Below are 19,843 nucleotides of genomic sequence, written 5' to 3' on the forward strand. Positions count from 1 at the left end.
CCCGGCATCTTAAACCACGAAGTTGAGGTGCTCGCCCCGGTGCAAATTCAGGTCGAGCATGTCGGCCATCCCCGCCGCCACTCTATCCAGGTCTGCCAACGCCTGCGGCGCATTGATCAAGGTCCAGTGCAATGCACTGCGCTGCAGCGAATTGACAACGCGGTCCACGCATCCGCGCTCCTCGTCGGTGTATTTACCCGGTGCATCCAGCACATCGAAATCGCCCACCAGCAACACCCGGCGTATAGTCGTGCGGGAAAGCCCGGCCACCAGCGCTTCGCTCATGCGCCCTTGCGCTGCCAGGTCACCCGGCGCCAGCGCGGACAACAGCGCAATCACCGCCGAACCACCCGCCGCGCCTTGCTCCGCCTGGTCGGCATCGCTCAACCCGCCTATCTTGAAATGCAGGCCGGGGCGCGGCGCATGGCGGTTCAGGTCGTCCACCACGGCCGTGACCTCGTGCTGGCGTGACAGCAACTCGACCATCAGGGCACTGCCCAGGCTGCTTTCAGCCCCGAACAGCACCAGTTTGAACACTGGGGTTTCGGCATTTTTCACCGCATCACTCCCTTTGCAGGTGGGTGATGGTTGGACCGCTATCAGGAGATATCGTGCAGAGGATCAAGGGTTATCACGCCCACGTTTACTACGACGCGAGCACCATCGAACAAGCGCGTGAGCTGTGCGAGGAGGCGGCAAGGCTGTTCCCCGTGACCATGGGGCGCATGCACCAGAAACCCGTTGGGCCGCACCCGGACTGGAGCTGCCAGCTGGCATTCGAGCCAGAGGTGGTGGGGGTGGTGTTGCCGTGGTTGGCGTTGTATCGCAAGGGGCTGGTGGTGTTCTTGCACCCGCTCACTGGGGATGAGTTGGCCGATCACCGGGACCATGCGATCTGGATGGGGGCGGTGCGCCCTTTGAAGTTATCGTTGTTCGGGGGATAGTGGGTGGGCCGCTTGGCGGCCCATTCGCGGGGCAAGCCCGCTCCCACTGGTTCAGCGACGAGCGCCGCGCACCCCTTCAGCCAGTGCTGAGCACAGGCCCAATACATCGGCCACAGCCTGGTCGGCATCCTTGGCCTGGGCGATCTTGTCGACCAACGCCGAGCCCACCACCACACCATCAGCCAGGCGCGCGATTGCGGCAGCCTGCTCCGGGGTGCGAATGCCGAAGCCAACGCTGATCGGCAACTGGGTATGCCGGCGCAGGCGGGCAATGGCTTCGGTCACATGTTCGGTGGTCGCCGAGCCAGCACCGGTCACACCCGCCACCGACACGTAGTAGACGAACCCGGAGCTGCGCTCCAGCACGCGCGGCAGGCGCGCATCGTCGGTGGTCGGGGTGGTCAGGCGGATGAAGTCGATACCCGCGGCCTGGGCCGGGGTGGCGAGTTCGGCGTCGTGCTCTGGCGGCAGGTCGACGATGATCAGGCCATCGACACCCGCTTCTTTGGCTTGCGCGACAAACTTCGCCACGCCAAAGCGGTGGATCGGGTTGTAGTAGCCCATCAGCACGATCGGCGTGGCCTGGTTGCCAATGCGGAATTCGCGAACCATCTGCAAGGTCTTGGCCAAGGTCTGGCCAGCCTCCAGCGCGCGCAGGGTGGCGAGCTGGATGGCAACGCCATCGGCCATGGGGTCGGTGAACGGCATGCCCAGTTCGATCACATCGGCGCCGGCCGCTGGCAGGCCCTTGAGGATCTGCAGCGAGGCGTCGTAGCCAGGGTCGCCGGCGGTGACGAAGGTGACCAGGGCGGAGCGGCCTTCGGCTTTCAGCTCGGCGAAGCGTTGTTCAAGACGGCTCATGCCTGTTTCTCCTGGGCTGCCATGTGGTTCATCACGGTTTGCATGTCTTTGTCGCCACGGCCGGACAGGCAGATCACCATCAGGTGGTCCTTGGGCAGGTTCGGCGCGCGTTTGATCGCTTCGGCCAGCGCATGCGAGCTTTCCAGTGCCGGAATGATGCCTTCCAGCCGGCAGGTGGCGTGGAACGCGTCCAGGGCTTCGTCGTCGGTGATGCTGACGTACTCCACACGCTTCACTTCGTGCAGGTAGGCATGCTCCGGGCCGATGCCCGGGTAGTCGAGGCCGGCGGAAATCGAGTGGGCGTCGGTGATCTGGCCGTCGTCGTCCTGCAGCAGGTAGGTGCGGTTGCCATGCAGCACGCCCGGTACGCCGCCGTTGAGGCTGGCGGCATGCTTGTCGGTGTGCACGCCGTGGCCCCCGGCTTCGACACCGATGATCTGCACGCTTTGGTCTTCGAGGAAGTCGTGGAACAGGCCCATGGCATTGGAGCCGCCGCCGACGCAGGCGATCAGGCTGTCGGGCAGGCGCCCTTCTTTCTCTTGCAACTGGGCGCGCGTTTCCTTGCCGATGATCGACTGGAAGTCGCGGACCATCGCCGGGTACGGGTGCGGGCCGGCGACGGTGCCGATCAGGTAGAAGGTGTCGTCGACGTTGGTGACCCAGTCGCGCAGGGCTTCGTTCATGGCGTCCTTCAGCGTGCCGGTGCCAGCGGTGACCGGGACGATTTCGGCGCCCAGCAGCTTCATGCGGAACACGTTGGCCTGCTGGCGCTCGATGTCGGTGGCGCCCATGTAGATCACACAAGGCAGGCCAAAGCGCGCGGCGACGGTGGCGGTGGCCACGCCGTGCATGCCAGCGCCGGTTTCGGCGATCAGGCGTTTCTTGCCCATGCGCTTGGCCAGCAGCACCTGGCCGATGCAGTTGTTCACCTTGTGGGCACCGGTGTGGTTCAGCTCTTCACGCTTGAAGAAAATCTTCGCACCACCGCAATGTTCGGTCAGGCGCTCGGCGAAATACAGCGGGTTCGGGCGGCCGATGTAGTCGCGCTGGAAGTAGGCCAGTTCTTCGAGGAACTTGGGGTCGGCCTTGGCCGCTTCGTACTCGCGGGCCAGGTCCAGCACCAGTGGCATCAGGGTTTCGGCCACGTAGCGGCCGCCGAACGAGCCGAACAGGCCGTTGGCATCGGGGCCGGCGCGGTATTGGGACTGGGTCATGGGTCGCTCCAGGGCGTATTGAATGAGTGATGGGCTTTACTCTACCCACGGCAAGCCCGGCTGAAAACCGATAAGATTGCGCAAACCTGTCAGGAAAACTCACAAGTCATATGGCCCAGGATCTCCCACCCCTAAACGCCCTGCGCGCCTTCGAGGCGACTGCCCGGCTCAACAGTGTCAGCCAGGCTGCGGAAGCCTTGCATGTCACGCATGGGGCCGTCAGCCGGCAGATCAAGGTACTTGAGGAACACTTGGGCGTGGCGCTGTTCGTCAAGGACGGGCGTGGCATCAAACTCACAGATGCCGGCACCCGGTTGCGAGATGCCAGTGGCGAAGCCTTCGACAGGTTGCGCAGCGTGTGCAGCGAGTTGAGCCGCGATGTCAGCGAGGCGCCTTTCGTCCTGGGCTGTTCAGGGAGCCTGCTGGCGCGGTGGTTCATCCCCAGGCTGGGGCGCCTGAAGGCCGACCTGCCGGAGTTGCGCCTGCACCTTTCGGCAGGCGAAGGTGACCTCGACCCGCGTCGGCCAGGGCTGGATGCGCTGCTGGTGTACGCGCAACCCCCTTGGCCTGCGGACATGCAGGTGCACGTGTTGGCCGAGGAGCGGATCGGGCCGGTGCTCAGCCCGCATTACGTGGGCTTTGAGCGGCTGCGCGATGCCCCCGCGAGCGCCCTGCTGGACGAAGCAGTGCTGCACACCACGTCGCGGCCGCAAGCCTGGCCGACCTGGGTTGACGAACAGGGGTTGGACCCCGCCGCGTTGAAGTACGGGCAGGCCTTTGAGCATTTGTATTACTTGCTGGAGGCAGCGGTTGCGGGCCTTGGCGTGGCCATCGCGCCTCAGCCGCTGGTGGCTGACGACTTGCGAGCCGGACGCCTCAGCGCACCGTGGGGCTTTTCCCCTACCCCGGCAGCGCTGGCGTTGTGGGTGCCCCGGCGCGCCGCGGATGGGCGCGCCGAGCAGTTGGCGCAGTGGCTGCGCCGTGAGCTGGAACGGCAGGCGGGTTAGTTGCGGCGGTACAGCAGGTAAGCGGCCAGCAGGCCGAGGGCGCCAATCGCCACACCTGCGGTGGTTACCGGGTGTTCCTGGGCATAGTCACGGGTAGCGATGCCGGTCTGGCGGGTGCGTGTCTTCACTTCCTCATAGGCATCGCTAAGCAGGCTGCGCGAGTGTTTAAGCGCGCTTTCGGCGTTGCTGCGAATGGCCTTCACCGATTTCTGGGATTCCTCCGAGGCATCATGTTTGAGGCTCTCCAAGCTTTTCAGCAAGCTCTCGATCTCCGCTTCCATGCTTTCCAGGGATGTTTTACGCAGCGTATTGCGGTGCATGTTGACTCTCCTTTGCAGTATGGGCTCTAAGGATTGCGACTACGCGCTGCGGGGAAAGTGCGATCGAACTTTCCCAAGGGATGACGGCTCGCAGGTAAACCAGGCCTGCGCTGCTAGGCTCATTGTCACCGTCATCCAAGGAGAGCGCTCATGACTGATCATCACACCTACAAGAAGATCGAACTGGTAGGTTCTTCAGCCACCAGCATCGAAGAAGCGATCAACAATGCGCTGGCCGAAGCGGCCAAGAGCATCAAGCATCTGGAATGGTTTGAAGTGGTCGATACCCGCGGCCATATCGAAGGCAACAAGGCCGCGCACTTTCAGGTCACGCTCAAGGTGGGCTTCCGCATCGCCAACAGCTGAAACATTGTCGGGCTGGCTAAGCCCGGCGTGATGGCGTTATACAGACAAGGGCGCCTTTGCCGGCGCCCTTTTCCATTTTCATCTGCACAAGGAACGCGAGTGATGAGGAAACTGATTCTGGCGGTGGGCCTGATGACGCTGGCGGGAGGCGCGCTGGCGGCGGGCAAGCCTTGCGAAGAACTGAAGGCTGAGATTGCGGCGAAGCTGGATGCCAAAGGTGTAAAGGGCTACACGCTGGAGGTCGTCAAGAAGGGCGACCCGGCTGGCAAGGTGGTCGGTAGCTGTGAGGGTGGCAGCAAGGAAATTGTCTACCGGCGTGGTTGAGCGGTGGCCGCTTCCACAGGTCTTCATAGGCCCCTGTGGGAGCGGGTTCGCCCGCGAAGAGTCTCACTCGGATTTCAAGGCCTGCGCCATCAACTCATAGGACTTCACCCTGTCTGCATGCTCATACAGGTCGCAGGTAAAGATCAGTTCGTCCGCCCCGGTCTGTTCCAGCAGCACTTGCACCTTGGCCCGTACCTTCTGCGGGCTGCCGATCATCGCCAGGCCCAGGAAATTACCCACCGAATCCCGTTCATGCGGTAGCCACAGGCCATCCATGCTGGCCACCGGTGGCCGCTGCATCAGGCTCTGCCCGCGTAAAAGGGCCAGAATCCGCTGGTAGACCGACGTGGCCAGATACTCAGCATGTTCGTCGGTTTCGGCCACCACCATTGGAACGCCGAGCATTACGTAGGGCTTATCCAGCGTCGTCGACGGCTTGAAGTGGTTGCGGTAGACGCGGATTGCCTCATGCATGTAGTGCGGGGCGAAGTGCGAGGCGAAGGCGTAAGGCATGCCGCGCATGCCGGCCAGCTGGGCGCTGAACAGGCTGGAGCCGAGCAGCCACATCGGCACCTCGGTGTCATGGCCCGGCACGGCGATCACTTTTTGATCATCGGTGCGGGGGCCCAGGTAGCGCGACAGCTCCTCGACATCGTCCGGGAAGTCATCGGCGCTGCCCGAACGCTCGCGGCGCAGGGCATAGGCGGTCATCTGGTCGGAGCCGGGCGCACGGCCCAGGCCCAGGTCGATGCGGCCCGGATACAAGCTGGCCAAGGTGCCGAACTGCTCGGCGATTACCAGCGGCGCGTGGTTGGGCAGCATGACGCCGCCCGACCCGACCCGGATGGTCGAGGTGCCGCCGGCCAGGTAGCCGATCAGTACCGAGGTCGCAGAACTGGCGATGCCATCCATGTTGTGGTGTTCGGCGACCCAGAAGCGGTTGTAGCCAAAACGCTCGACGTGCTGGGCCAGGTCCAGTGAATTGCGCAGCGATTGCGCGGGGCCTGCGTCAGCGCGCACGGGCACCAGGTCGAGGGTGGAAATTTTCAGGTCACGCAGCTGCGTCATTGGAGCCTCCGCAAGAATGTTTGGCCGAAGGCCTTTTCATCTCTGTATGGGCACATTCGGAGTATTCAATGTTTGCTGTGCGATTGCTCTGAACTTGCCGCAGGCGGGTGACCTCTGAAGCCATAGGTATGTAACCGAGTGACCAGGAGGCAATATGAAAAAGACAGCATCGGCGATCTGGCAAGGTGGCTTGAAGGATGGCAAGGGCCTCCTCTCGACCGAAAGTGGTGCGCTCAAGCAGAACCCTTATGGCTTCAACACCCGTTTCGAGGGCTCACCCGGGACCAACCCAGAGGAACTGATCGGCGCGGCACATGCCGGTTGTTTTTCGATGGCGCTGTCGATGATGCTCGGCGAGGCGGGGCTGACCGCTGACCGCATCGATACCATTGCCGAGGTGACCCTGGACAAGCAGCCCGACGGCTTCGCCATCACTGCCGTGCACCTGATCCTCAAGGCCAAGGTACCGGGGGCCAGCGAAGCGCAGTTCCTCGAGATCGCCAACAAGGCCAAGGCCGGCTGCCCGGTGTCCAAGGTACTGAACGCGACCATCAGCCTGGATGCCACACTGGTGGGCTAGGCGGCGCAACAGGGGCGCTTTGCTGTAGTCTAAACAGCGTCGGCAGCGCTGCTGCCCTTTCAGGAGCCGTTCCATGATCCGCGTAGCAATCGCCGTGCTGGCTTCTCTGCTGGCCACTTCTGCACTGGCGGCGGTCAAACCGTGCGAGGAACTGAAGGCCGAGATCGAAGCCAAGATCCAGGCCCAGGGGGTGCAGTCCTACACCCTGGAGATCGTGCCCAACAGCGACGTCAAGGATCAGAACATGGTCGTTGGCAGCTGTGATGGCGGGACCAAAAAGATCATTTACCAGAAGAATGATCGCTAGCACCTGAGGGCTGCACTGCAGCCCTCAGGTTTCAAGGAATGCAGAACACGTTACTGGGCTCGTTGACCAGCACCTTGCGGCTGGCGTCGTACAGCAGCACCTGCGGCTCCATCACCGGCGCCCGGGCCTCCAGGCGATAGCGCTCGCCCGCTTTGAAATTATCGAAGCGCACGGTCAGGTAACAGGTTCGGTCCCTGGGCTGGCTCATCATGCCCCCGGAATAGATTTCGTAATCGAAACGCACCACCAGTTCGTGCTTGCCAGGCGTCACCTGGAAATAACGGCCATCTTCAAGGCGCTGGCCATCGAGCTTGTCGGCCATGATCACGCGGCCGGGGGTGATGGTGTAGAGGTCGACCCATGCCTGCTTGGGGTCGACGGGCGGCAAGGGGCTGGCGCAAGCCCCCAGTGCACTGAGGGCGATCAGCATCATGGGCTGGCGCATGGCAAAACTCCCACTTGCGATTCACAAGTTACAAGCATAGCGCCGTTTGTGCGCTTCAGGTGCGTTGGCAGCCCGCTGGCAGGCCCTGCCCGACCAGCTTCTGCTGGTGGTCATAAAGTTTGATCCACGGCCGAAAGCCAATGCTGCCCGCCTGCAACTGGTAACGCTGGCCGGCATTGAAGTCCTTGAAGGTCAGGTTGAGCTGGCAATCGCGCCACAGCGGCTCGTCGACCGGGCCGATATTGCTGGGCGTAACGGGGAATTGATAGCGCACCGTCAGTTCGTGGCTACCGGGCTGAACCTCGAAGTAGCGGGTGTCGGCCCAGTCGCGTTCGTCCACCTGCACCGCGTGCAGCGAGGTGTCGTCGTGGGGAGTCAATTCGACCCAGGCTTGGTTCGGGTCCGGGTCGGGCAAGGTCGAACAGGCGGATACGAGTAACAGTGAGCCGGCGACGAACAGTGCACGCATGGCGAAACTCCCCCTTGGCGAGATAGTCTTGGAGCGCATCGGCCGTGAGCGAGTTGGATTGCCCAAGATGGTATGGTTTTTTCTTTTGAAGCGCTCAGGCCCTGGGCCACTCGACCGTGTTTTCAGAGGTTTGGTTCCCGTGCTGGGCGCCTTTCTGCTGAACGGTTGCAGCAGCCTGGGCTATTACGGCCAGCTGGCCGAGGGGCAGTGGCAGTTGCTGCGCGCGCGCCAGCCGGTGCAGCAGGTGCTTGCCGACCCCGCCAGCACACCGCAGTTACGGGCCCGGTTGCAGCACGCAGAGCAGGCGCGGGTGTTTGCCAGCGAGCAGCTGAAGCTGCCGGACAATCGCAGTTATCGGGTGTACGCCGACCTGGGGCGGCCCTATGTGGTGTGGAATGTGTTCGCAACGCCCGAGCTGTCGCTGCAGCCCGTGACGCACTGCTTCCCCATCGCCGGCTGCGTTGCCTACCGCGGCTATTACCGCCAGGGCGCCGCGCGTGGCGCTGCAGCGCTGATGCGCCAGGAGGGCATGGATGTCTATGTGGGAGGTGTCGAGGCCTACTCCACGTTGGGCTGGTTCGATGACCCTATTCTGTCCTCGATGGTCGGCTGGGGCGATGAGCGCCTGGCGACACTGATCTTCCATGAGCTGGCGCACCAGCGCGTCTATGTGCAGGACGACACCGAATTCAACGAGTCCTTTGCCACCTTCGTCGAGCAGGAGGGAACGCGGCAATGGCGCGTGGCGCGTGGGCTTGCAGCAAATCAGGGTGATCAGGGGCTGCAGCGTGAGCAGTTCATCCGGTTGGTGTTGGCCAGCCGCGAGCGGCTGCAGGCGATCTATGCCGGGCCTCTGGATGATGCCCAAAAACGCGCGGCCAAGCAGGCGGAGTTCGAGCGGTTGCGGCGTGAGTATCGTCAGGTTCGTGACACCCAGTGGGCAGGGGACAAGCGCTATGACGCCTGGATGTATGCGCCGATGAGCAATGCCAAGTTGTTGCCGTTCGGGCTTTATGACCAGTGGGTGCCGGCGTTTGCTGCGGTGTTTCGGGAAGCCCGGGGTGACTGGGCGCGGTTCTACCAGGACGTAGAAGCGTTGGGGCGGTTGCCGGCTGAACAGCGTAAGGCGGCGTTGGCGCGGTTGTCTGTGGGGCAGTGAGCATTTGGGGCCGCTTTGCGGCCCATCGCCGGCAAGCCAGCTCCTACAGGAACCGCGCAAACTTCAGGTTCGAATGAACGCCTGATGCAGCTCGGCCAAGGTGGCGAAGTGGAATTCCGGGGTGTGCGCCTTCAACTCTTCATCGCTACCAAACCCGTACCCCACCGCCACCGCCTGCAACCCGTTACTGCGCGCACCGATCAGGTCGTGCTTGCGGTCGCCGATCATCAGCGTCTGTGCCGGGTCCAGCCCTTCTTCATCCAGCAGGTGACGGATCAGCTCGACCTTGTTGGTGCGGGTGCCATCCAGTTCGCTGCCGTAGATCACTTTGAAGTGATGATCGAAGGCGAAATGCCGGGCGATTTCGCGGGCGAACTCCCAAGGTTTGGAGGTCGCGATGTACAAGGTGCGGCCCTGGCCGTTCAAGGCCTCGAGCAGCTCCGGCACGCCTTCGAACACCAGGTTTTCATACAGACCGGTGACGCGGAAGCGCTCGCGGTAGTAGTTCACCGCGTCCCACGCCTTGGCTTCATCGAAGCTGTAGAACTGCATGAATGCCTGCAGCAGGGGTGGGCCGATGAAGTGCTCGAGGCGCGTCAGGTCCGGTTCGTCGATGCCCAGCTTGGCCAAGGCGTACTGGATCGAGCGGGTGATGCCCAGGCGCGGGTCGGTCAGGGTGCCGTCGAGGTCGAAAAGGATGTTCTGCTGGTGCATGGTCGTCTCGGTAGTCAGGTTCATTCCGGGCGGTCGTAGCCTTCGGCCAGGTGCTGGTCCTTGAGCTTCACGTAGTTGCCGGCGCTGTAGGGGAAGAAAGCGCGCTCCTTGTCGGTCAGTGGCCGGGCCTGTTTCACCGGGCTGCCGACGTACAGGTAGCCACTCGCCAGGCGCTTGCCGGGTGGCACCAGGCTGCCAGCGCCGATGATCACTTCGTCTTCGACGATGGCACCGTCCATGATCGTGCTGCCCATGCCGACCAGGATGCGGTTGCCCAGGGTACAGCCATGCAGCATGACTTTGTGACCGATGGTCACCTCATCGCCGATGATCAGCGGGAAGCCGTCAGGGTTGAAAGGGCCGGCGTGGGTGATGTGCAGCACACTGGCGTCCTGCACGCTGGTGCGGGCGCCTATGCGGATGCGGTGCATGTCGCCGCGGATCACCGTCAACGGCCAGACCGAGCTGTCTTCGCCGATCTCCACGTCGCCCAGAACCACCGCCGAACGGTCGACGAAGGCCCGCAGTCCAACTTTCGGAGTGTGTTGCTGGAAGCTTCGGATGGCCATGATAGGGTCTCTCATCTGTGCCGATAGGCAGGCTGCCTGCTGCGGTCGGCGTCGATTGTAATTAAGATGGGGAAGTGTTTCTTCTGCCAAGGTAGCCAAACCGTGAGTGCGAACAACCCACTTCTGCAGTCCTATGATCTGCCACCCTTCTCGGCGATCCGTGCCGAACACGTGCTGCCGGCGATCGAAGAGATCCTCGCCGACAATCGTAAAGCCATTGACGAGATCCTCGAAAAGCAAGGCAAGAACCCCACCTGGGCTGGCCTGGTGCTGGCCATGGACGAACTCAATGACCGCCTGGGCGCGGCCTGGAGCCCGGTCAGCCACCTCAATGCGGTGTGCAACAGCAAAGCGCTGCGCGAGGCCTATGAGTCCTGCCTGCCGGCGCTGAGTGCCTACTCTACCGAACTGGGCCAGAACCGTGCGCTGTTCGAAGCCTACGAGGCATTGATCAACAGCCCGGAAGCCGCCAGCTTCGACGTGGCGCAGAAGACCATCCTCGAGCACGCTCTGCGTGACTTCCGCCTGTCGGGTATCGACCTGCCTGCCGAACAGCAGGAACGCTATGCCGAAGTGCAGAGCAAGCTCAGCGAGCTGGGCAGCCGCTTCTCCAACCAGCTGCTCGACGCCACCCAGGCCTGGACCAAGCATGTCACCGACGAAGCCGCGCTGGCCGGCCTGACCGATTCGGCCAAGGCTCAGATGGCCGCAGCCGCCCAGGCCAAAGGCCTCGAAGGCTGGCTGATTACCCTGGAATTCCCCAGCTACTATGCGGTGATGACTTACGCCAGCGACCGCGCCCTGCGTGAAGAGCTGTATGCCGCCTACTGCACCCGTGCCTCGGACCAGGGCCCGAATGCCGGCCAGTTCGACAATGGCCCGGTGATGCGCGAGATCCTCGACCTGCGCCAGGAGCTGGCGACCCTGCTGGGCTACCCGAACTACGCAGAACTCAGCCTGGCGACCAAGATGGCCGAGTCCAGCGACCAGGTGCTGAGCTTCCTGCGCGACCTGGCCAAGCGCTCCAAGCCATTCGCCGCCCAGGACCTGGAACAGCTCAAGGCTTATGCTGCCGAGCAGGGCTGCGCCGAGTTGGCCAGCTGGGACGCCGGTTACTTCGGCGAGAAGCTGCGCGAACAGCGCTATAGCGTGTCGCAGGAAACCCTGCGCGCCTACTTCCCGATCGACAAGGTGCTGTCTGGCCTGTTCAGCATCGTTCAGCGCCTGTACGGCATCGAAATCGCCGAACTCAAGGGCTTCGACAGCTGGCACCCGGATGTCCGCCTGTTCGAGATCAAGGAGCACGGCCAGCACGTGGGCCGTTTCTTCTTCGACCTCTACGCCCGCGCCAACAAGCGTGGCGGTGCCTGGATGGACGGCGCCCGTGACCGTCGCCGTACCGCAGTCGGCGAGTTGCAGAGCCCGGTGGCCAACCTGGTGTGCAACTTCACCCCGGCTGCGCCCGGCAAGCCTGCGCTGCTGACCCACGATGAAGTCACCACCCTGTTCCACGAGTTCGGCCACGGCCTGCACCACCTGCTGACCCGCATCGAGCATGCCGGCGTGTCGGGGATCAATGGCGTGGCCTGGGATGCGGTCGAGCTGCCGAGCCAGTTCATGGAGAACTGGTGCTGGGAGCCGGAAGGCCTGGCGCTGATCTCCGGCCATTACGAAACCGGTGCTGCCCTGCCCCAGGACCTGCTGGACAAGATGCTCGCTGCGAAGAATTTCCAGTCCGGCATGATGATGGTGCGCCAGCTGGAGTTCTCGCTGTTCGACTTCGAACTGCACGCAAGCCACGGCGATGGCCGCAGCGTGCTGCAGGTGCTCGAGGGCGTGCGCGACGAGGTGTCGGTGATGCGCCCTCCGGCGTACAACCGCTTCCCCAACAGCTTCGCGCACATCTTTGCTGGCGGTTATGCGGCGGGCTACTACAGCTATAAGTGGGCCGAAGTGCTGTCGGCCGACGCTTTCTCGCGGTTCGAGGAAGAAGGCGTGCTGAATGCCGAGACCGGTCGCGCCTTCCGCGAGGCGATCCTGGCCCGGGGCGGCTCGCGTGAGCCGATGGTGCTGTTCGTCGACTTCCGTGGCCGTGAGCCATCCATCGATGCATTGCTGCGCCACTGCGGGCTGAGCGAAGGCGCAGCGGCATGAGCGAGGTAGCTGTGAACAAGACCAAGAAGCGCTTCATCGCCGGGGCGGTCTGCCCGGCGTGCAGCGAGCCGGACAAGCTGATGATGTGGAGCGAAGACGACGTGCCGCACCGTGAGTGCGTGGCCTGCGGATTCACTGACACCCTCAATGAACAGGGCTTGTCGGTACCCAAGGAGCTCGGCACCCGGGTCAACCACCTGGCGCCCAAGGCGGCGCCGGCCAAGGTGCAGACCGTGCAGTTCTTCCCCAATCCGAAGCTGAAGAAACCGGCCGAGTAAGGCCATCGTGCAGCCCGGGCGCAATGCCCGGGCAGGCATGTCCCTGCCTGTCCCCTGGGGTGGTAGATAGTCAGGCCGTCCCCTGCTCGCTCGCCGTGCATGCTCGCCAGCTCTTCAACTCGAGCCAGGCGCTGCCCATGGACAATCCCCTTCTGCAAAACAGCAGTACCCCCATCGATTACCCATCAATTACCCTGGAAAACATGGCCGTTGCGTTCGACCATGTGCTGCAGGCCCACGCGCAAGGTATCGCGCGCATCATCGAACAGCAGCAGGCACTCCCCACCTGGGATGACCTGGTGCTGGCGGTGGATGGGCTGGATGCGCAGTTGCTGGGCGTGCTTTATGCGGTTGTCCCACTGGTGGGCAAGCATCCGACCTGGGCTGAGGCAATTGACGGTTTCTACGTCCGGACCCTTGCGCGTTTCGACCAGAAGTTCACCAATGGTAGGTTGCTGGCGTTGTACCAGCGCCTGGCGACCAGCGCTATCGGCTTGAATCTGGACACAGAGCAACGCACCACTTTGCGCTGGCACCTGGACAAGTTTGCCGCCAGTGGCGCTTTACTCGACGCAAGCGACAAAGCTCGCCTGGCTGAATTACGGGCGCAGATCACTGCCCTGCGTGGGGCGTTCCGCCATAGCATCAACCGGCCTGGGCTTCTGGTCGAAGACGCCAGTGAACTGCGAGGCCTTTGCCAGAGGCTGCGCGACGAGTTGGCTGCGCGGGCCAGTGAGGCCGGCGCGGATGGCTGGCTGATCGCCTGCGAAATTGCGCCCACCGAAGCCGTGCTACGGCAAGCCGAGCATCGCCCGTTGCGCGAAAAACTCTACCGCGCCTACCACACCCGCGGGGCCAGTAGCGATCCGCTGGATGATAATGGCACGCGCCTGCAGCGCCTGGCCGAATTGCTGGATGAAGAAGCACGCTTGCTTGGTTTTGCCAGCCACCCCGAACGGAGCCTGAAGGCCAAGAGTGCAGGCACGTTCAGCGATGTACTCGAGTTTCTCCAGGGCCTGGCAATGGCGGTAAACCCCGGCATGCTTCAATGGCGATCGGGCCTGGAGCAGAGGGCGCTGGCGCAGGGCCTGGAGCGTGTGGAACCTTGGGACATCCTCTACCTGCAAGGTGGCGCGGATGACGCGCAACCGCCCGAGGCATTTCGCGAACATTTCCCGTTGAGCACAGTGGTCACGGCGCTGACCGACCTGGCGCAACGGCTGTTTGCCCTCGAGTTGCGGCCCGGGCAACTGCCGAGTTGGGACAACAGCGTGCAGGCGTTCGAGGTGTGGCAGGACCATGCACACATCGGCCTCCTCTACCTGGATGCCGTGCAACACCCTGGCAAACAGGCCGATGCCGTATTTACCACCTATGTGCGCAACCGGCGGGTGGATGCCGAAGGTATCTACCAGCTGGCGGTCGTGGTGGTTAACAGCGATATCCCTGCAGCGCTGGCCGGTGGCGAGCCGCTGCTGGACCATTTGTCACTGCGCAAGCTCTATCACGAGTTCGGCCATGCCCTGCACCATCTGCTGGTGCGCACCGGCAACCACGTCATGTCGAATGTCCCGGAGTTGGGTACCGACGGCGTAGAGCTGTTCGGCAAGCTGCTGGAGCGCTGGGTGTGGGATGCTGGCTATCTGGCGGGTATTGCCGTGCCGAACACGGAAGGCAGCGTGCTGGACCAGGCTCAGGCTGAAAGCTATTTGAGCCAGCTCCGTCAGGAGGGCATCGAGGAAATTGGCCGCGACCTTAGCCTTGCGCTGTTCGACCTGGACCTGCACGGCACACCCGGGGATGGCAGAACGATCATGCAGCGCCTGGAAAATGCGCGTGAGCGTTGCGGCTACTGGCCATTGGCGGGCTTCGAGCGCCCTGTGCAAGCGTTCGACCATCTGGTCGATGGGTACGATGCCGGCTACTACGCTTACCTGTGGGCGGATGTTCACGCGTTCGACTTGTTCACCCGCTTCGATGCACAGGGCCTGCTCGACCGCGAAACGGGTCGGGCACTACAGGAGGTGTTATTCGAGCCTGGGGCCTCACGGCCACTGCGTGAGGGCACCGAAGCGTTCCTCGGGCGCAGGCCCAGCCAGGCAGCCTACCTGCGTTGGCATGGGCTGGCCTGACCGGAGGTGCTGGCAAGATGTGCATTACCCCGATACTGTATATGAATACAGTATCGGGGTTAGCCATGAATCCTTCAGCACCGCAAAAAGGCCGTGGTACGGCGCACAACCCGCATAATCGCTTCGCTGCAAACCATTCAGTTGCGCAGGATGACGGCTGGTACCAAGAGGTTCCACCCACCCAAGGTACAGAGGTGCGGGTCGAGATCGCCAAGACGGTCATCAGCCGGAACACATCGCCTGACTTGCCGTTCGACCGCTCCATCAACCCCTACCGTGGCTGTGAACATGGCTGCATCTACTGCTATGCCCGGCCTTCGCACGCCTATTGGGACCTATCCCCTGGCCTGGATTTCGAGACCAAGCTGATCGCCAAGACCAATGCAGCCGAGGTGCTTGCGCAACAATTGAGCAAGCCGGGTTACGTTTGCGCCCCGATCAACCTGGGGGCCAACACCGACCCTTATCAACCGATCGAGCGCGAGCAGCGGTTGACCCGGCAATTGCTCGAGGTGCTGCTTCGTTTTCGCCACCCCGTGACCATCGTCACCAAAGGCTCTCTGGTACTGCGTGACCTGGACTTGCTGGCGGAGATGGCCAGCCAGCGGCTGGCGCGGGTGATGATCAGCCTGACCACGCTGGACGATGACCTCAAGCGGGTGCTCGAACCCCGTGCGGCGTCGCCCAAGGCTCGGCTGCGCGCCATCCGGGTGCTGCGCGAGGCAGGCGTACCGGTGGGGGTGCTGTGTTCGCCGATGATCCCGATGATCAACGACTGTGAGCTGGAGCAGTTGCTGGAGGCCGCCAAGGAGGCCGGTGCGCAGAGTGCGGCTTACATGATGTTACGCCTGCCGCTGGAAGTGGCACCGCTGTTCGAGCAGTGGCTGCAGGACCATTACCCGCAGCGGGCCAGCCATGTGCTCAGCCTGATCCGGCAAAGCCGAGGCGGGGAGCTTTATGACAGCCGCTTCGGTGCGCGGATGCGTGGTGAGGGCGTGTTTGCCGAGCTGTTGGCGCAACGCTTCGCGAGGGCGATGCGGCGTTTGGGCTTTGAGGGGCGCGAAGCCCAGGCACTGGATTGCTCGGCATTCTGCCCCCCGGGCGGGCAGATGGCGTTGTTTTGATCCCCAGTACAACTAATCAAAGCACACAACCCTATTACAGGCTCTTGGCATTTGATGGTTTTTTGCTATTATCTTATTCCCGCCTTTTGTATCTGGAACACCCGTTCTAGAGCCTCCGAATTAAGTTTCAGTTAAGTTTTCCCCGCTAGCGTAGGAAACCAGTCCACGAAGACTGTGATCTATGGCCTGTGCGTGTCATCTAATTCCTCGCATAGCCAGAATCTTTCACCGGTAAAATGGATTTACCTACACACCGTCAAGAGGATGAATCATGCCCGTCAAGGACCCATCCAAGGTCGTTCCGCAGGCCCCCGCGGAGAGCGCCGATGCCGCCCTTAAGCACATCGTCGACGGCTTCCTGCGTTTCCACCATGACGTCTTCCCCGAGCAGCAAGAGCTGTTCAAGAAGCTCGCCACCGCGCAAACGCCGCGCGCCATGTTCATCACCTGCGCCGACTCGCGGATCGTCCCCGAGCTGATCACCCAGAGCTCGCCTGGCGACCTGTTCGTGACCCGTAACGTCGGCAACGTGGTGCCGCCGTATGGCCAGATGAACGGCGGCGTTTCCAGCGCCATCGAGTACGCCGTGTCGGCGTTGGGCGTGCACCACATCATTATTTGTGGCCACTCCGACTGCGGCGCCATGCGTGCGGTGCTCAACCCGCAATCACTGGCCAAGATGCCGACTGTTTCCGCCTGGTTGCGGCACGCTGAAGTGGCGCGCACCGTGGTCGAGAACAACTGCTCTTGCGGCAGCGAGCACGAAACCATGCAGGTGCTGACACGTGAAAACGTCATCGCCCAGTTGCACCACTTGCGTACCCACCCGTCGGTGGCCTCGCGTTTGGCGGCCGGCGAGCTGTATATCCACGGTTGGGTCTACGACATCGAGACCAGCAAGATCGAAGCTTACGACGCCGCCAGCGACAGCTTCATGCCCCTGGCCGCGGGTGAACCGGTCCCCTGCGCCACTCCGAGAGGCCGCTACTAAGCGACCCATCCACAGCTAGAACCTTGATAGCCGGCTGCACCCAGCGGGGTGTGGCGCGGCTTTCGGCTGCCCTGAATTCCCTGACTGCCCTGCCGGCATGCTCGCTGGCGGCCCGCGCCTGCGCGTTCGTCAGGGGCCAACGTGCCCACGACCAGAGGAATGGCCGTGTGACAGAGAAAGGAGAAACACGGTGAACATTACACAGTTGAAAGCGGCGCTGCCGCGAGAGTTGTTGGCATCGGTGGTGGTGTTCCTGGTGGCCCTGCCCTTGTGCATGGGCATCGCGATCGCTTCGGGTATGCCACCGGCCAAAGGCCTGATCACTGGGATCATCGGTGGTGTGGTGGTGGGCTTCCTGGCGGGCTCGCCACTTCAGGTCAGTGGCCCTGCGGCAGGTTTGGCGGTGCTGGTGTTCGAGCTGGTGCGCCAGCACGGCGTGGCCATGCTCGGGCCGATCCTGTTGTTGGCGGGCCTGTTGCAGTTGCTGGCCGGGCGCCTGCGCCTGGGGTGCTGGTTCCGCGTGACGGCTCCGGCCGTGGTGTATGGGATGCTGGCCGGTATTGGTGTGCTGATTGTGTTGTCGCAGGTGCACGTGATGTTCGACACAGCACCGCAGCCTTCGGGCATGCAGAACCTGCTGGAGTTTCCGGCGACCCTGGCCTCTGCCCTGCCGCTGGAAAGCGCAGGTTCCGGCTGGCAAGCCGGTGCCCTAGGCTTGGGGACCATCGCCATCATGTGGGCCTGGGAGCGCTTGCGGCCGCAAAAGCTGCGCTTTATTCCTGGTGCCTTGCTTGGCGTGGCGACAATGACGCTGATCAGCATGTGGCTTGCGCTGCCGGTGAACCGTGTGGAGGTCCCAGCGGACCTTTCCCAGGCCATTGACTGGATCCGCCCGGATGACCTGATGAAGCTCGCGGACCCTACCCTACTGGTCGCCGCCTTCGCCCTGGCCTTCATCGCCAGTGCCGAAACCTTGCTGTCTGCCGCCGCCGTCGACCGCATGCACAGCGGCCAGCGTTCGGACTTCGACCGCGAGCTGTCGGCTCAGGGCATCGGCAACATGCTGTGCGGCGTACTCGGCGCCTTGCCGATGACCGGGGTGATCGTGCGCAGCTCGGCCAACGTTCAGGCAGGCGCGCAGACCCGTGCCTCGGCCATTCTGCATGGTTTGTGGCTGCTGGCGTTCGTCGTGGTGTTGAGCAGCGTGCTGCAGCAGATCCCTGTGGCAAGCCTGGCGGGTGTGTTGGTGTACACCGGCATCAAGCTGGTGGACTTCAAGGCGTTTCGCGGCCTGGGCCGGTACGGCCGGATGCCGATGTTCACCTACGCGGCCACCGCGCTGGCGATCATTTTCACCGACCTGCTGACCGGTGTATTGCTGGGCTTCGCGCTCACTTTGCTGAAGTTGGCACTCCAGGCGGCGCGCTTGAAGATCAACCTGGTCAGCCTGGACAAGCCGCGGCACATGGAGTTGCGGCTCAGTGGCGCGGCGACCTTCCTCAAGGTGCCTGCACTGACCCAGGTGCTGGACAAGGTGCCTGCGGGCACGCAGCTGCACGTGCCGCTGGCCAACCTGCACTATATCGACCATTCGGTACTGGAGATGCTTGAGGACTGGGGGCGCGCCCAACGCAGTGCCGGCTCGCGCCTGATCATCGAGCAGCGCGGCTTCAAGCGTCGCATCGAGGGGCGTGTGCGTACTGCTGCAGAGTGCTAAGGCTGGTCTTCTTCGACGACGCTGATGGAGGGCGAGCCGGGCCAGGTACCGTACAGGTTGATGGTCCGGCTGCCGCCCAGCCACTGGCTCAGAGGCGTAGCCCAATGCTTGGTGATCACCTGGTTATTGCCGAGGTTGACGAACTCGGCCTTGAACTCGAGGTTTCTGGCACCCAGTGGAATGTCGAAGCTATTGGAAAGACCGCCGGAGATTGCGAGCGGACCTTCCGTTTTGCGAGGCTGGCCAGGCAGGTCGTAGGCAATAGACACCTTGGTGATATAGGTGGTGGCGGAGGTGGCTTTGCTGTCCACGGCCAGCCGCAGGCTGCCGATTTTTCGCACCCAGATCGGAATGATCAGTTTGTCAGGGCCGAAGGATGCAAAACTGTAGGCCACAGGCAGTGGCGTGGTTGCTACCTGGCCGTCTTGCGCGGGCAGTGTGTGTGTCTCGACCGAAGTGGTATCGCGAGTGGAGATGAATGTTGCCCCACCTTGGCCGGTAGTGCCGTTTTCACCCAACAAGCTATTAAGGCCACTGGCCGAGCCTGAAAGGGAAAACCTGGCATTTTTGCTCTTCGCTCCCGCATTCACGCCGCTGTCGGCAAGGATGACACTGGTCACCACGCCGAACCCTTCGGCAATCCTGCCATCGCTCGCCATGCCGACCTTCTGGGCCTGGGCGTACAGCCAGTCGTATTGATCATGAATCACGGCCATGTCGCTCAATCGCTGTTCACCATTGAGTGCAAACTCTGAAGCAATCGACTCTTCTTTGCAGAAGTTCCACTCGAGGGTCAGCTCTGGCTTTACCTGGATGCCGGTGGCTGGGTCCAACACTGTACCAGCCACATTGGCTTTGGTTTCCTTGCGGGAAACGTCCTTTGAGCTGATAGCCCAGCGGCGCCCTTGCTGAATGTTGGTAATGTCCACATTCGGCAGCGCTTCGCTGACAAGGGTGAAATCGCCGGAGGACGGGTCGATGATGCCGACTGCGCCCGGCTTGATGACCGGATTGAGCGCCCAGTTGCCCCAGAGGGTCGAGCGGCTGCCGCGTAACAGGTCGGTATAGAGCCTGTTCCATTTGATGCTCATTGATTCTTC

The 19,843-nt window shown here is 62.8% G+C and carries 23 protein-coding genes; 13 read left to right on the top strand and 10 right to left on the bottom strand.

Annotated elements, in window-relative coordinates; all coding sequences use genetic code 11:
- Window positions 1-9 precede the first annotated feature (9 nt).
- The gene (locus ABEH27_RS06610) at window positions 10-558 is read right to left on the bottom strand and encodes an NAD(P)H-binding protein (RefSeq protein ID WP_346612776.1); all 549 of its coding nucleotides are present in this window, start codon (window positions 556-558) and stop codon (window positions 10-12) included.
- A 53-nt stretch (window positions 559-611) separates the two neighbouring features.
- Here ABEH27_RS06610 and ABEH27_RS06615 point away from each other — a divergent pair, with 53 nt between their 5' ends.
- Complete coding sequence (locus ABEH27_RS06615; protein WP_346612777.1) at window positions 612-944, top strand: DOPA 4,5-dioxygenase family protein; 333 nt, start codon at window positions 612-614, stop codon at window positions 942-944.
- Between the two features lie 51 nt (window positions 945-995).
- Here ABEH27_RS06615 and trpA read toward each other — a convergent pair whose 3' ends face one another.
- Window positions 996-1,805, bottom strand: a complete 810-nt coding sequence (gene trpA / locus ABEH27_RS06620) for a tryptophan synthase subunit alpha (protein ID WP_346612778.1) — start codon at window positions 1,803-1,805, stop codon at window positions 996-998.
- A complete protein-coding gene (trpB, locus tag ABEH27_RS06625; protein WP_346612779.1) occupies window positions 1,802-3,019 on the bottom strand; it encodes a tryptophan synthase subunit beta in 1,218 nt (405 codons plus the stop codon). The genes trpA and trpB overlap by 4 nt, the downstream gene beginning before the upstream one ends.
- Window positions 3,020-3,129: 110 nt before the next feature.
- Between trpB and ABEH27_RS06630 the strand changes: the two genes are divergently transcribed.
- On the top strand, window positions 3,130-4,026 hold the full coding sequence (locus ABEH27_RS06630) for a LysR family transcriptional regulator (RefSeq protein ID WP_346612780.1): 897 nt from the start codon (window positions 3,130-3,132) through the stop codon (window positions 4,024-4,026).
- On the opposite strand, the gene ABEH27_RS06635 is transcribed toward ABEH27_RS06630, so the two are convergent.
- Window positions 4,023-4,346 carry a DUF883 family protein gene (locus ABEH27_RS06635; RefSeq protein ID WP_346612781.1) on the bottom strand — a complete coding sequence of 108 codons (324 nt, stop codon included), beginning with the start codon at window positions 4,344-4,346 and terminating at the stop codon, window positions 4,023-4,025. The genes ABEH27_RS06630 and ABEH27_RS06635 overlap by 4 nt on opposite strands.
- 150 nt (window positions 4,347-4,496) lie before the next feature.
- Between ABEH27_RS06635 and ABEH27_RS06640 the strand changes: the two genes are divergently transcribed.
- Window positions 4,497-4,712 carry a dodecin gene (locus tag ABEH27_RS06640; protein WP_346612782.1) on the top strand — a complete coding sequence of 72 codons (216 nt, stop codon included), beginning with the start codon at window positions 4,497-4,499 and terminating at the stop codon, window positions 4,710-4,712.
- A 102-nt stretch (window positions 4,713-4,814) separates the two neighbouring features.
- On the top strand, window positions 4,815-5,036 hold the full coding sequence (locus ABEH27_RS06645; RefSeq protein WP_346612783.1) for a DUF1161 domain-containing protein: 222 nt from the start codon (window positions 4,815-4,817) through the stop codon (window positions 5,034-5,036).
- Between the two features lie 63 nt (window positions 5,037-5,099).
- Here the strand turns inward: ABEH27_RS06645 and ABEH27_RS06650 are convergent, their stop codons facing one another.
- Window positions 5,100-6,104: an LLM class flavin-dependent oxidoreductase gene (locus ABEH27_RS06650; protein WP_346612784.1), complete on the bottom strand. Its 1,005-nt coding sequence runs from the start codon at window positions 6,102-6,104 to the stop codon at window positions 5,100-5,102.
- A gap of 154 nt (window positions 6,105-6,258) precedes the next feature.
- On the opposite strand from ABEH27_RS06650, the gene ABEH27_RS06655 reads away from it, so the two are divergent.
- Window positions 6,259-6,684: an OsmC family protein gene (locus ABEH27_RS06655; RefSeq protein ID WP_346612785.1), complete on the top strand. Its 426-nt coding sequence runs from the start codon at window positions 6,259-6,261 to the stop codon at window positions 6,682-6,684.
- Window positions 6,685-6,757: 73 nt separating this feature from the next.
- A complete protein-coding gene (locus tag ABEH27_RS06660) occupies window positions 6,758-6,991 on the top strand; it encodes a DUF1161 domain-containing protein (protein ID WP_346612786.1) in 234 nt (77 codons plus the stop codon).
- A gap of 31 nt (window positions 6,992-7,022) precedes the next feature.
- Here ABEH27_RS06660 and ABEH27_RS06665 read toward each other — a convergent pair whose 3' ends face one another.
- Together ABEH27_RS06665 and ABEH27_RS06670 are read right to left on the bottom strand one after the other, a co-directional pair.
- On the bottom strand, window positions 7,023-7,436 hold the full coding sequence (locus tag ABEH27_RS06665; protein WP_346612787.1) for a hypothetical protein: 414 nt from the start codon (window positions 7,434-7,436) through the stop codon (window positions 7,023-7,025).
- A 55-nt stretch (window positions 7,437-7,491) separates the two neighbouring features.
- Window positions 7,492-7,905 (bottom strand): hypothetical protein, encoded by a 414-nt coding sequence (locus ABEH27_RS06670; protein ID WP_346612788.1) that lies wholly within the window; start codon window positions 7,903-7,905, stop codon window positions 7,492-7,494.
- Between the two features lie 85 nt (window positions 7,906-7,990).
- On the opposite strand from ABEH27_RS06670, the gene ABEH27_RS06675 reads away from it, so the two are divergent.
- Complete coding sequence (locus tag ABEH27_RS06675; RefSeq protein ID WP_346612789.1) at window positions 7,991-9,064, top strand: aminopeptidase; 1,074 nt, start codon at window positions 7,991-7,993, stop codon at window positions 9,062-9,064.
- A 63-nt stretch (window positions 9,065-9,127) separates the two neighbouring features.
- On the opposite strand, the gene ABEH27_RS06680 is transcribed toward ABEH27_RS06675, so the two are convergent.
- Both ABEH27_RS06680 and ABEH27_RS06685 read right to left on the bottom strand, forming a co-directional pair.
- On the bottom strand, window positions 9,128-9,778 hold the full coding sequence (locus tag ABEH27_RS06680) for an HAD family hydrolase (protein WP_346612862.1): 651 nt from the start codon (window positions 9,776-9,778) through the stop codon (window positions 9,128-9,130).
- 20 nt (window positions 9,779-9,798) lie between these two features.
- Window positions 9,799-10,347, bottom strand: coding sequence for a gamma carbonic anhydrase family protein (locus tag ABEH27_RS06685; protein WP_346612790.1), 549 nt, complete (start codon window positions 10,345-10,347; stop codon window positions 9,799-9,801).
- Window positions 10,348-10,413: 66 nt separating this feature from the next.
- Between ABEH27_RS06685 and prlC the strand changes: the two genes are divergently transcribed.
- The 6 genes from prlC to ABEH27_RS06715 all read left to right on the top strand — a co-directional run bounded on the left by prlC (window position 10,414) and on the right by ABEH27_RS06715 (window position 18,743).
- Entirely contained in the window at window positions 10,414-12,501 is a 2,088-nt protein-coding gene (gene prlC, locus ABEH27_RS06690; protein ID WP_346612791.1) for an oligopeptidase A, read from the top strand.
- Entirely contained in the window at window positions 12,498-12,779 is a 282-nt protein-coding gene (locus ABEH27_RS06695) for a YheV family putative zinc ribbon protein (protein ID WP_046786820.1), read from the top strand. Before prlC ends, ABEH27_RS06695 begins: the two co-directional genes overlap by 4 nt.
- A gap of 137 nt (window positions 12,780-12,916) precedes the next feature.
- Window positions 12,917-14,911, top strand: a complete 1,995-nt coding sequence (locus tag ABEH27_RS06700; protein WP_346612792.1) for a M3 family metallopeptidase — start codon at window positions 12,917-12,919, stop codon at window positions 14,909-14,911.
- A gap of 65 nt (window positions 14,912-14,976) precedes the next feature.
- Window positions 14,977-16,035, top strand: a complete 1,059-nt coding sequence (locus tag ABEH27_RS06705; protein WP_346612793.1) for a PA0069 family radical SAM protein — start codon at window positions 14,977-14,979, stop codon at window positions 16,033-16,035.
- Between the two features lie 271 nt (window positions 16,036-16,306).
- A complete protein-coding gene (locus ABEH27_RS06710; protein ID WP_346612794.1) occupies window positions 16,307-17,026 on the top strand; it encodes a carbonic anhydrase in 720 nt (239 codons plus the stop codon).
- A 190-nt stretch (window positions 17,027-17,216) separates the two neighbouring features.
- Window positions 17,217-18,743 carry a SulP family inorganic anion transporter gene (locus ABEH27_RS06715; protein WP_346612795.1) on the top strand — a complete coding sequence of 509 codons (1,527 nt, stop codon included), beginning with the start codon at window positions 17,217-17,219 and terminating at the stop codon, window positions 18,741-18,743.
- Here the strand turns inward: ABEH27_RS06715 and ABEH27_RS06720 are convergent.
- Window positions 18,740-19,834 (bottom strand): hypothetical protein, encoded by a 1,095-nt coding sequence (locus ABEH27_RS06720; RefSeq protein WP_346612796.1) that lies wholly within the window; start codon window positions 19,832-19,834, stop codon window positions 18,740-18,742. The two genes, ABEH27_RS06715 and ABEH27_RS06720, sit on opposite strands and share 4 nt — an antisense overlap.
- Window positions 19,835-19,843: the final 9 nt, after the last annotated feature.

Origin of the sequence: Pseudomonas sp. P39-UII1 (genome assembly GCF_039672635.1) — a bacterium.
Taxonomy (GTDB): Bacteria; Pseudomonadota; Gammaproteobacteria; order Pseudomonadales; family Pseudomonadaceae; genus Aquipseudomonas.

Coding starts and splice junctions, on each gene's coding strand:
- ABEH27_RS06660 (WP_346612786.1), top strand. CDS start 6,758: ATGATCCGCGTAGCAATCGCCGTGCTGGCTTCTCTGCTGGCCACTTCT.
- ABEH27_RS06695 (WP_046786820.1), top strand. CDS start 12,498: ATGAGCGAGGTAGCTGTGAACAAGACCAAGAAGCGCTTCATCGCCGGG.
- ABEH27_RS06670 (WP_346612788.1), bottom strand. CDS start 7,905: ATGCGTGCACTGTTCGTCGCCGGCTCACTGTTACTCGTATCCGCCTGT.
- ABEH27_RS06665 (WP_346612787.1), bottom strand. CDS start 7,436: ATGCGCCAGCCCATGATGCTGATCGCCCTCAGTGCACTGGGGGCTTGC.
- ABEH27_RS06650 (WP_346612784.1), bottom strand. CDS start 6,104: ATGACGCAGCTGCGTGACCTGAAAATTTCCACCCTCGACCTGGTGCCC.
- ABEH27_RS06710 (WP_346612794.1), top strand. CDS start 16,307: ATGCCCGTCAAGGACCCATCCAAGGTCGTTCCGCAGGCCCCCGCGGAG.
- ABEH27_RS06640 (WP_346612782.1), top strand. CDS start 4,497: ATGACTGATCATCACACCTACAAGAAGATCGAACTGGTAGGTTCTTCA.
- trpA (WP_346612778.1), bottom strand. CDS start 1,805: ATGAGCCGTCTTGAACAACGCTTCGCCGAGCTGAAAGCCGAAGGCCGC.
- ABEH27_RS06635 (WP_346612781.1), bottom strand. CDS start 4,346: ATGCACCGCAATACGCTGCGTAAAACATCCCTGGAAAGCATGGAAGCG.
- ABEH27_RS06685 (WP_346612790.1), bottom strand. CDS start 10,347: ATGGCCATCCGAAGCTTCCAGCAACACACTCCGAAAGTTGGACTGCGG.
- ABEH27_RS06630 (WP_346612780.1), top strand. CDS start 3,130: ATGGCCCAGGATCTCCCACCCCTAAACGCCCTGCGCGCCTTCGAGGCG.
- trpB (WP_346612779.1), bottom strand. CDS start 3,019: ATGACCCAGTCCCAATACCGCGCCGGCCCCGATGCCAACGGCCTGTTC.
- prlC (WP_346612791.1), top strand. CDS start 10,414: ATGGGGAAGTGTTTCTTCTGCCAAGGTAGCCAAACCGTGAGTGCGAAC.
- ABEH27_RS06655 (WP_346612785.1), top strand. CDS start 6,259: ATGAAAAAGACAGCATCGGCGATCTGGCAAGGTGGCTTGAAGGATGGC.
- ABEH27_RS06680 (WP_346612862.1), bottom strand. CDS start 9,778: ATGCACCAGCAGAACATCCTTTTCGACCTCGACGGCACCCTGACCGAC.
- ABEH27_RS06705 (WP_346612793.1), top strand. CDS start 14,977: ATGAATCCTTCAGCACCGCAAAAAGGCCGTGGTACGGCGCACAACCCG.
- ABEH27_RS06720 (WP_346612796.1), bottom strand. CDS start 19,834: ATGAGCATCAAATGGAACAGGCTCTATACCGACCTGTTACGCGGCAGC.
- ABEH27_RS06700 (WP_346612792.1), top strand. CDS start 12,917: ATGGACAATCCCCTTCTGCAAAACAGCAGTACCCCCATCGATTACCCA.
- ABEH27_RS06645 (WP_346612783.1), top strand. CDS start 4,815: ATGAGGAAACTGATTCTGGCGGTGGGCCTGATGACGCTGGCGGGAGGC.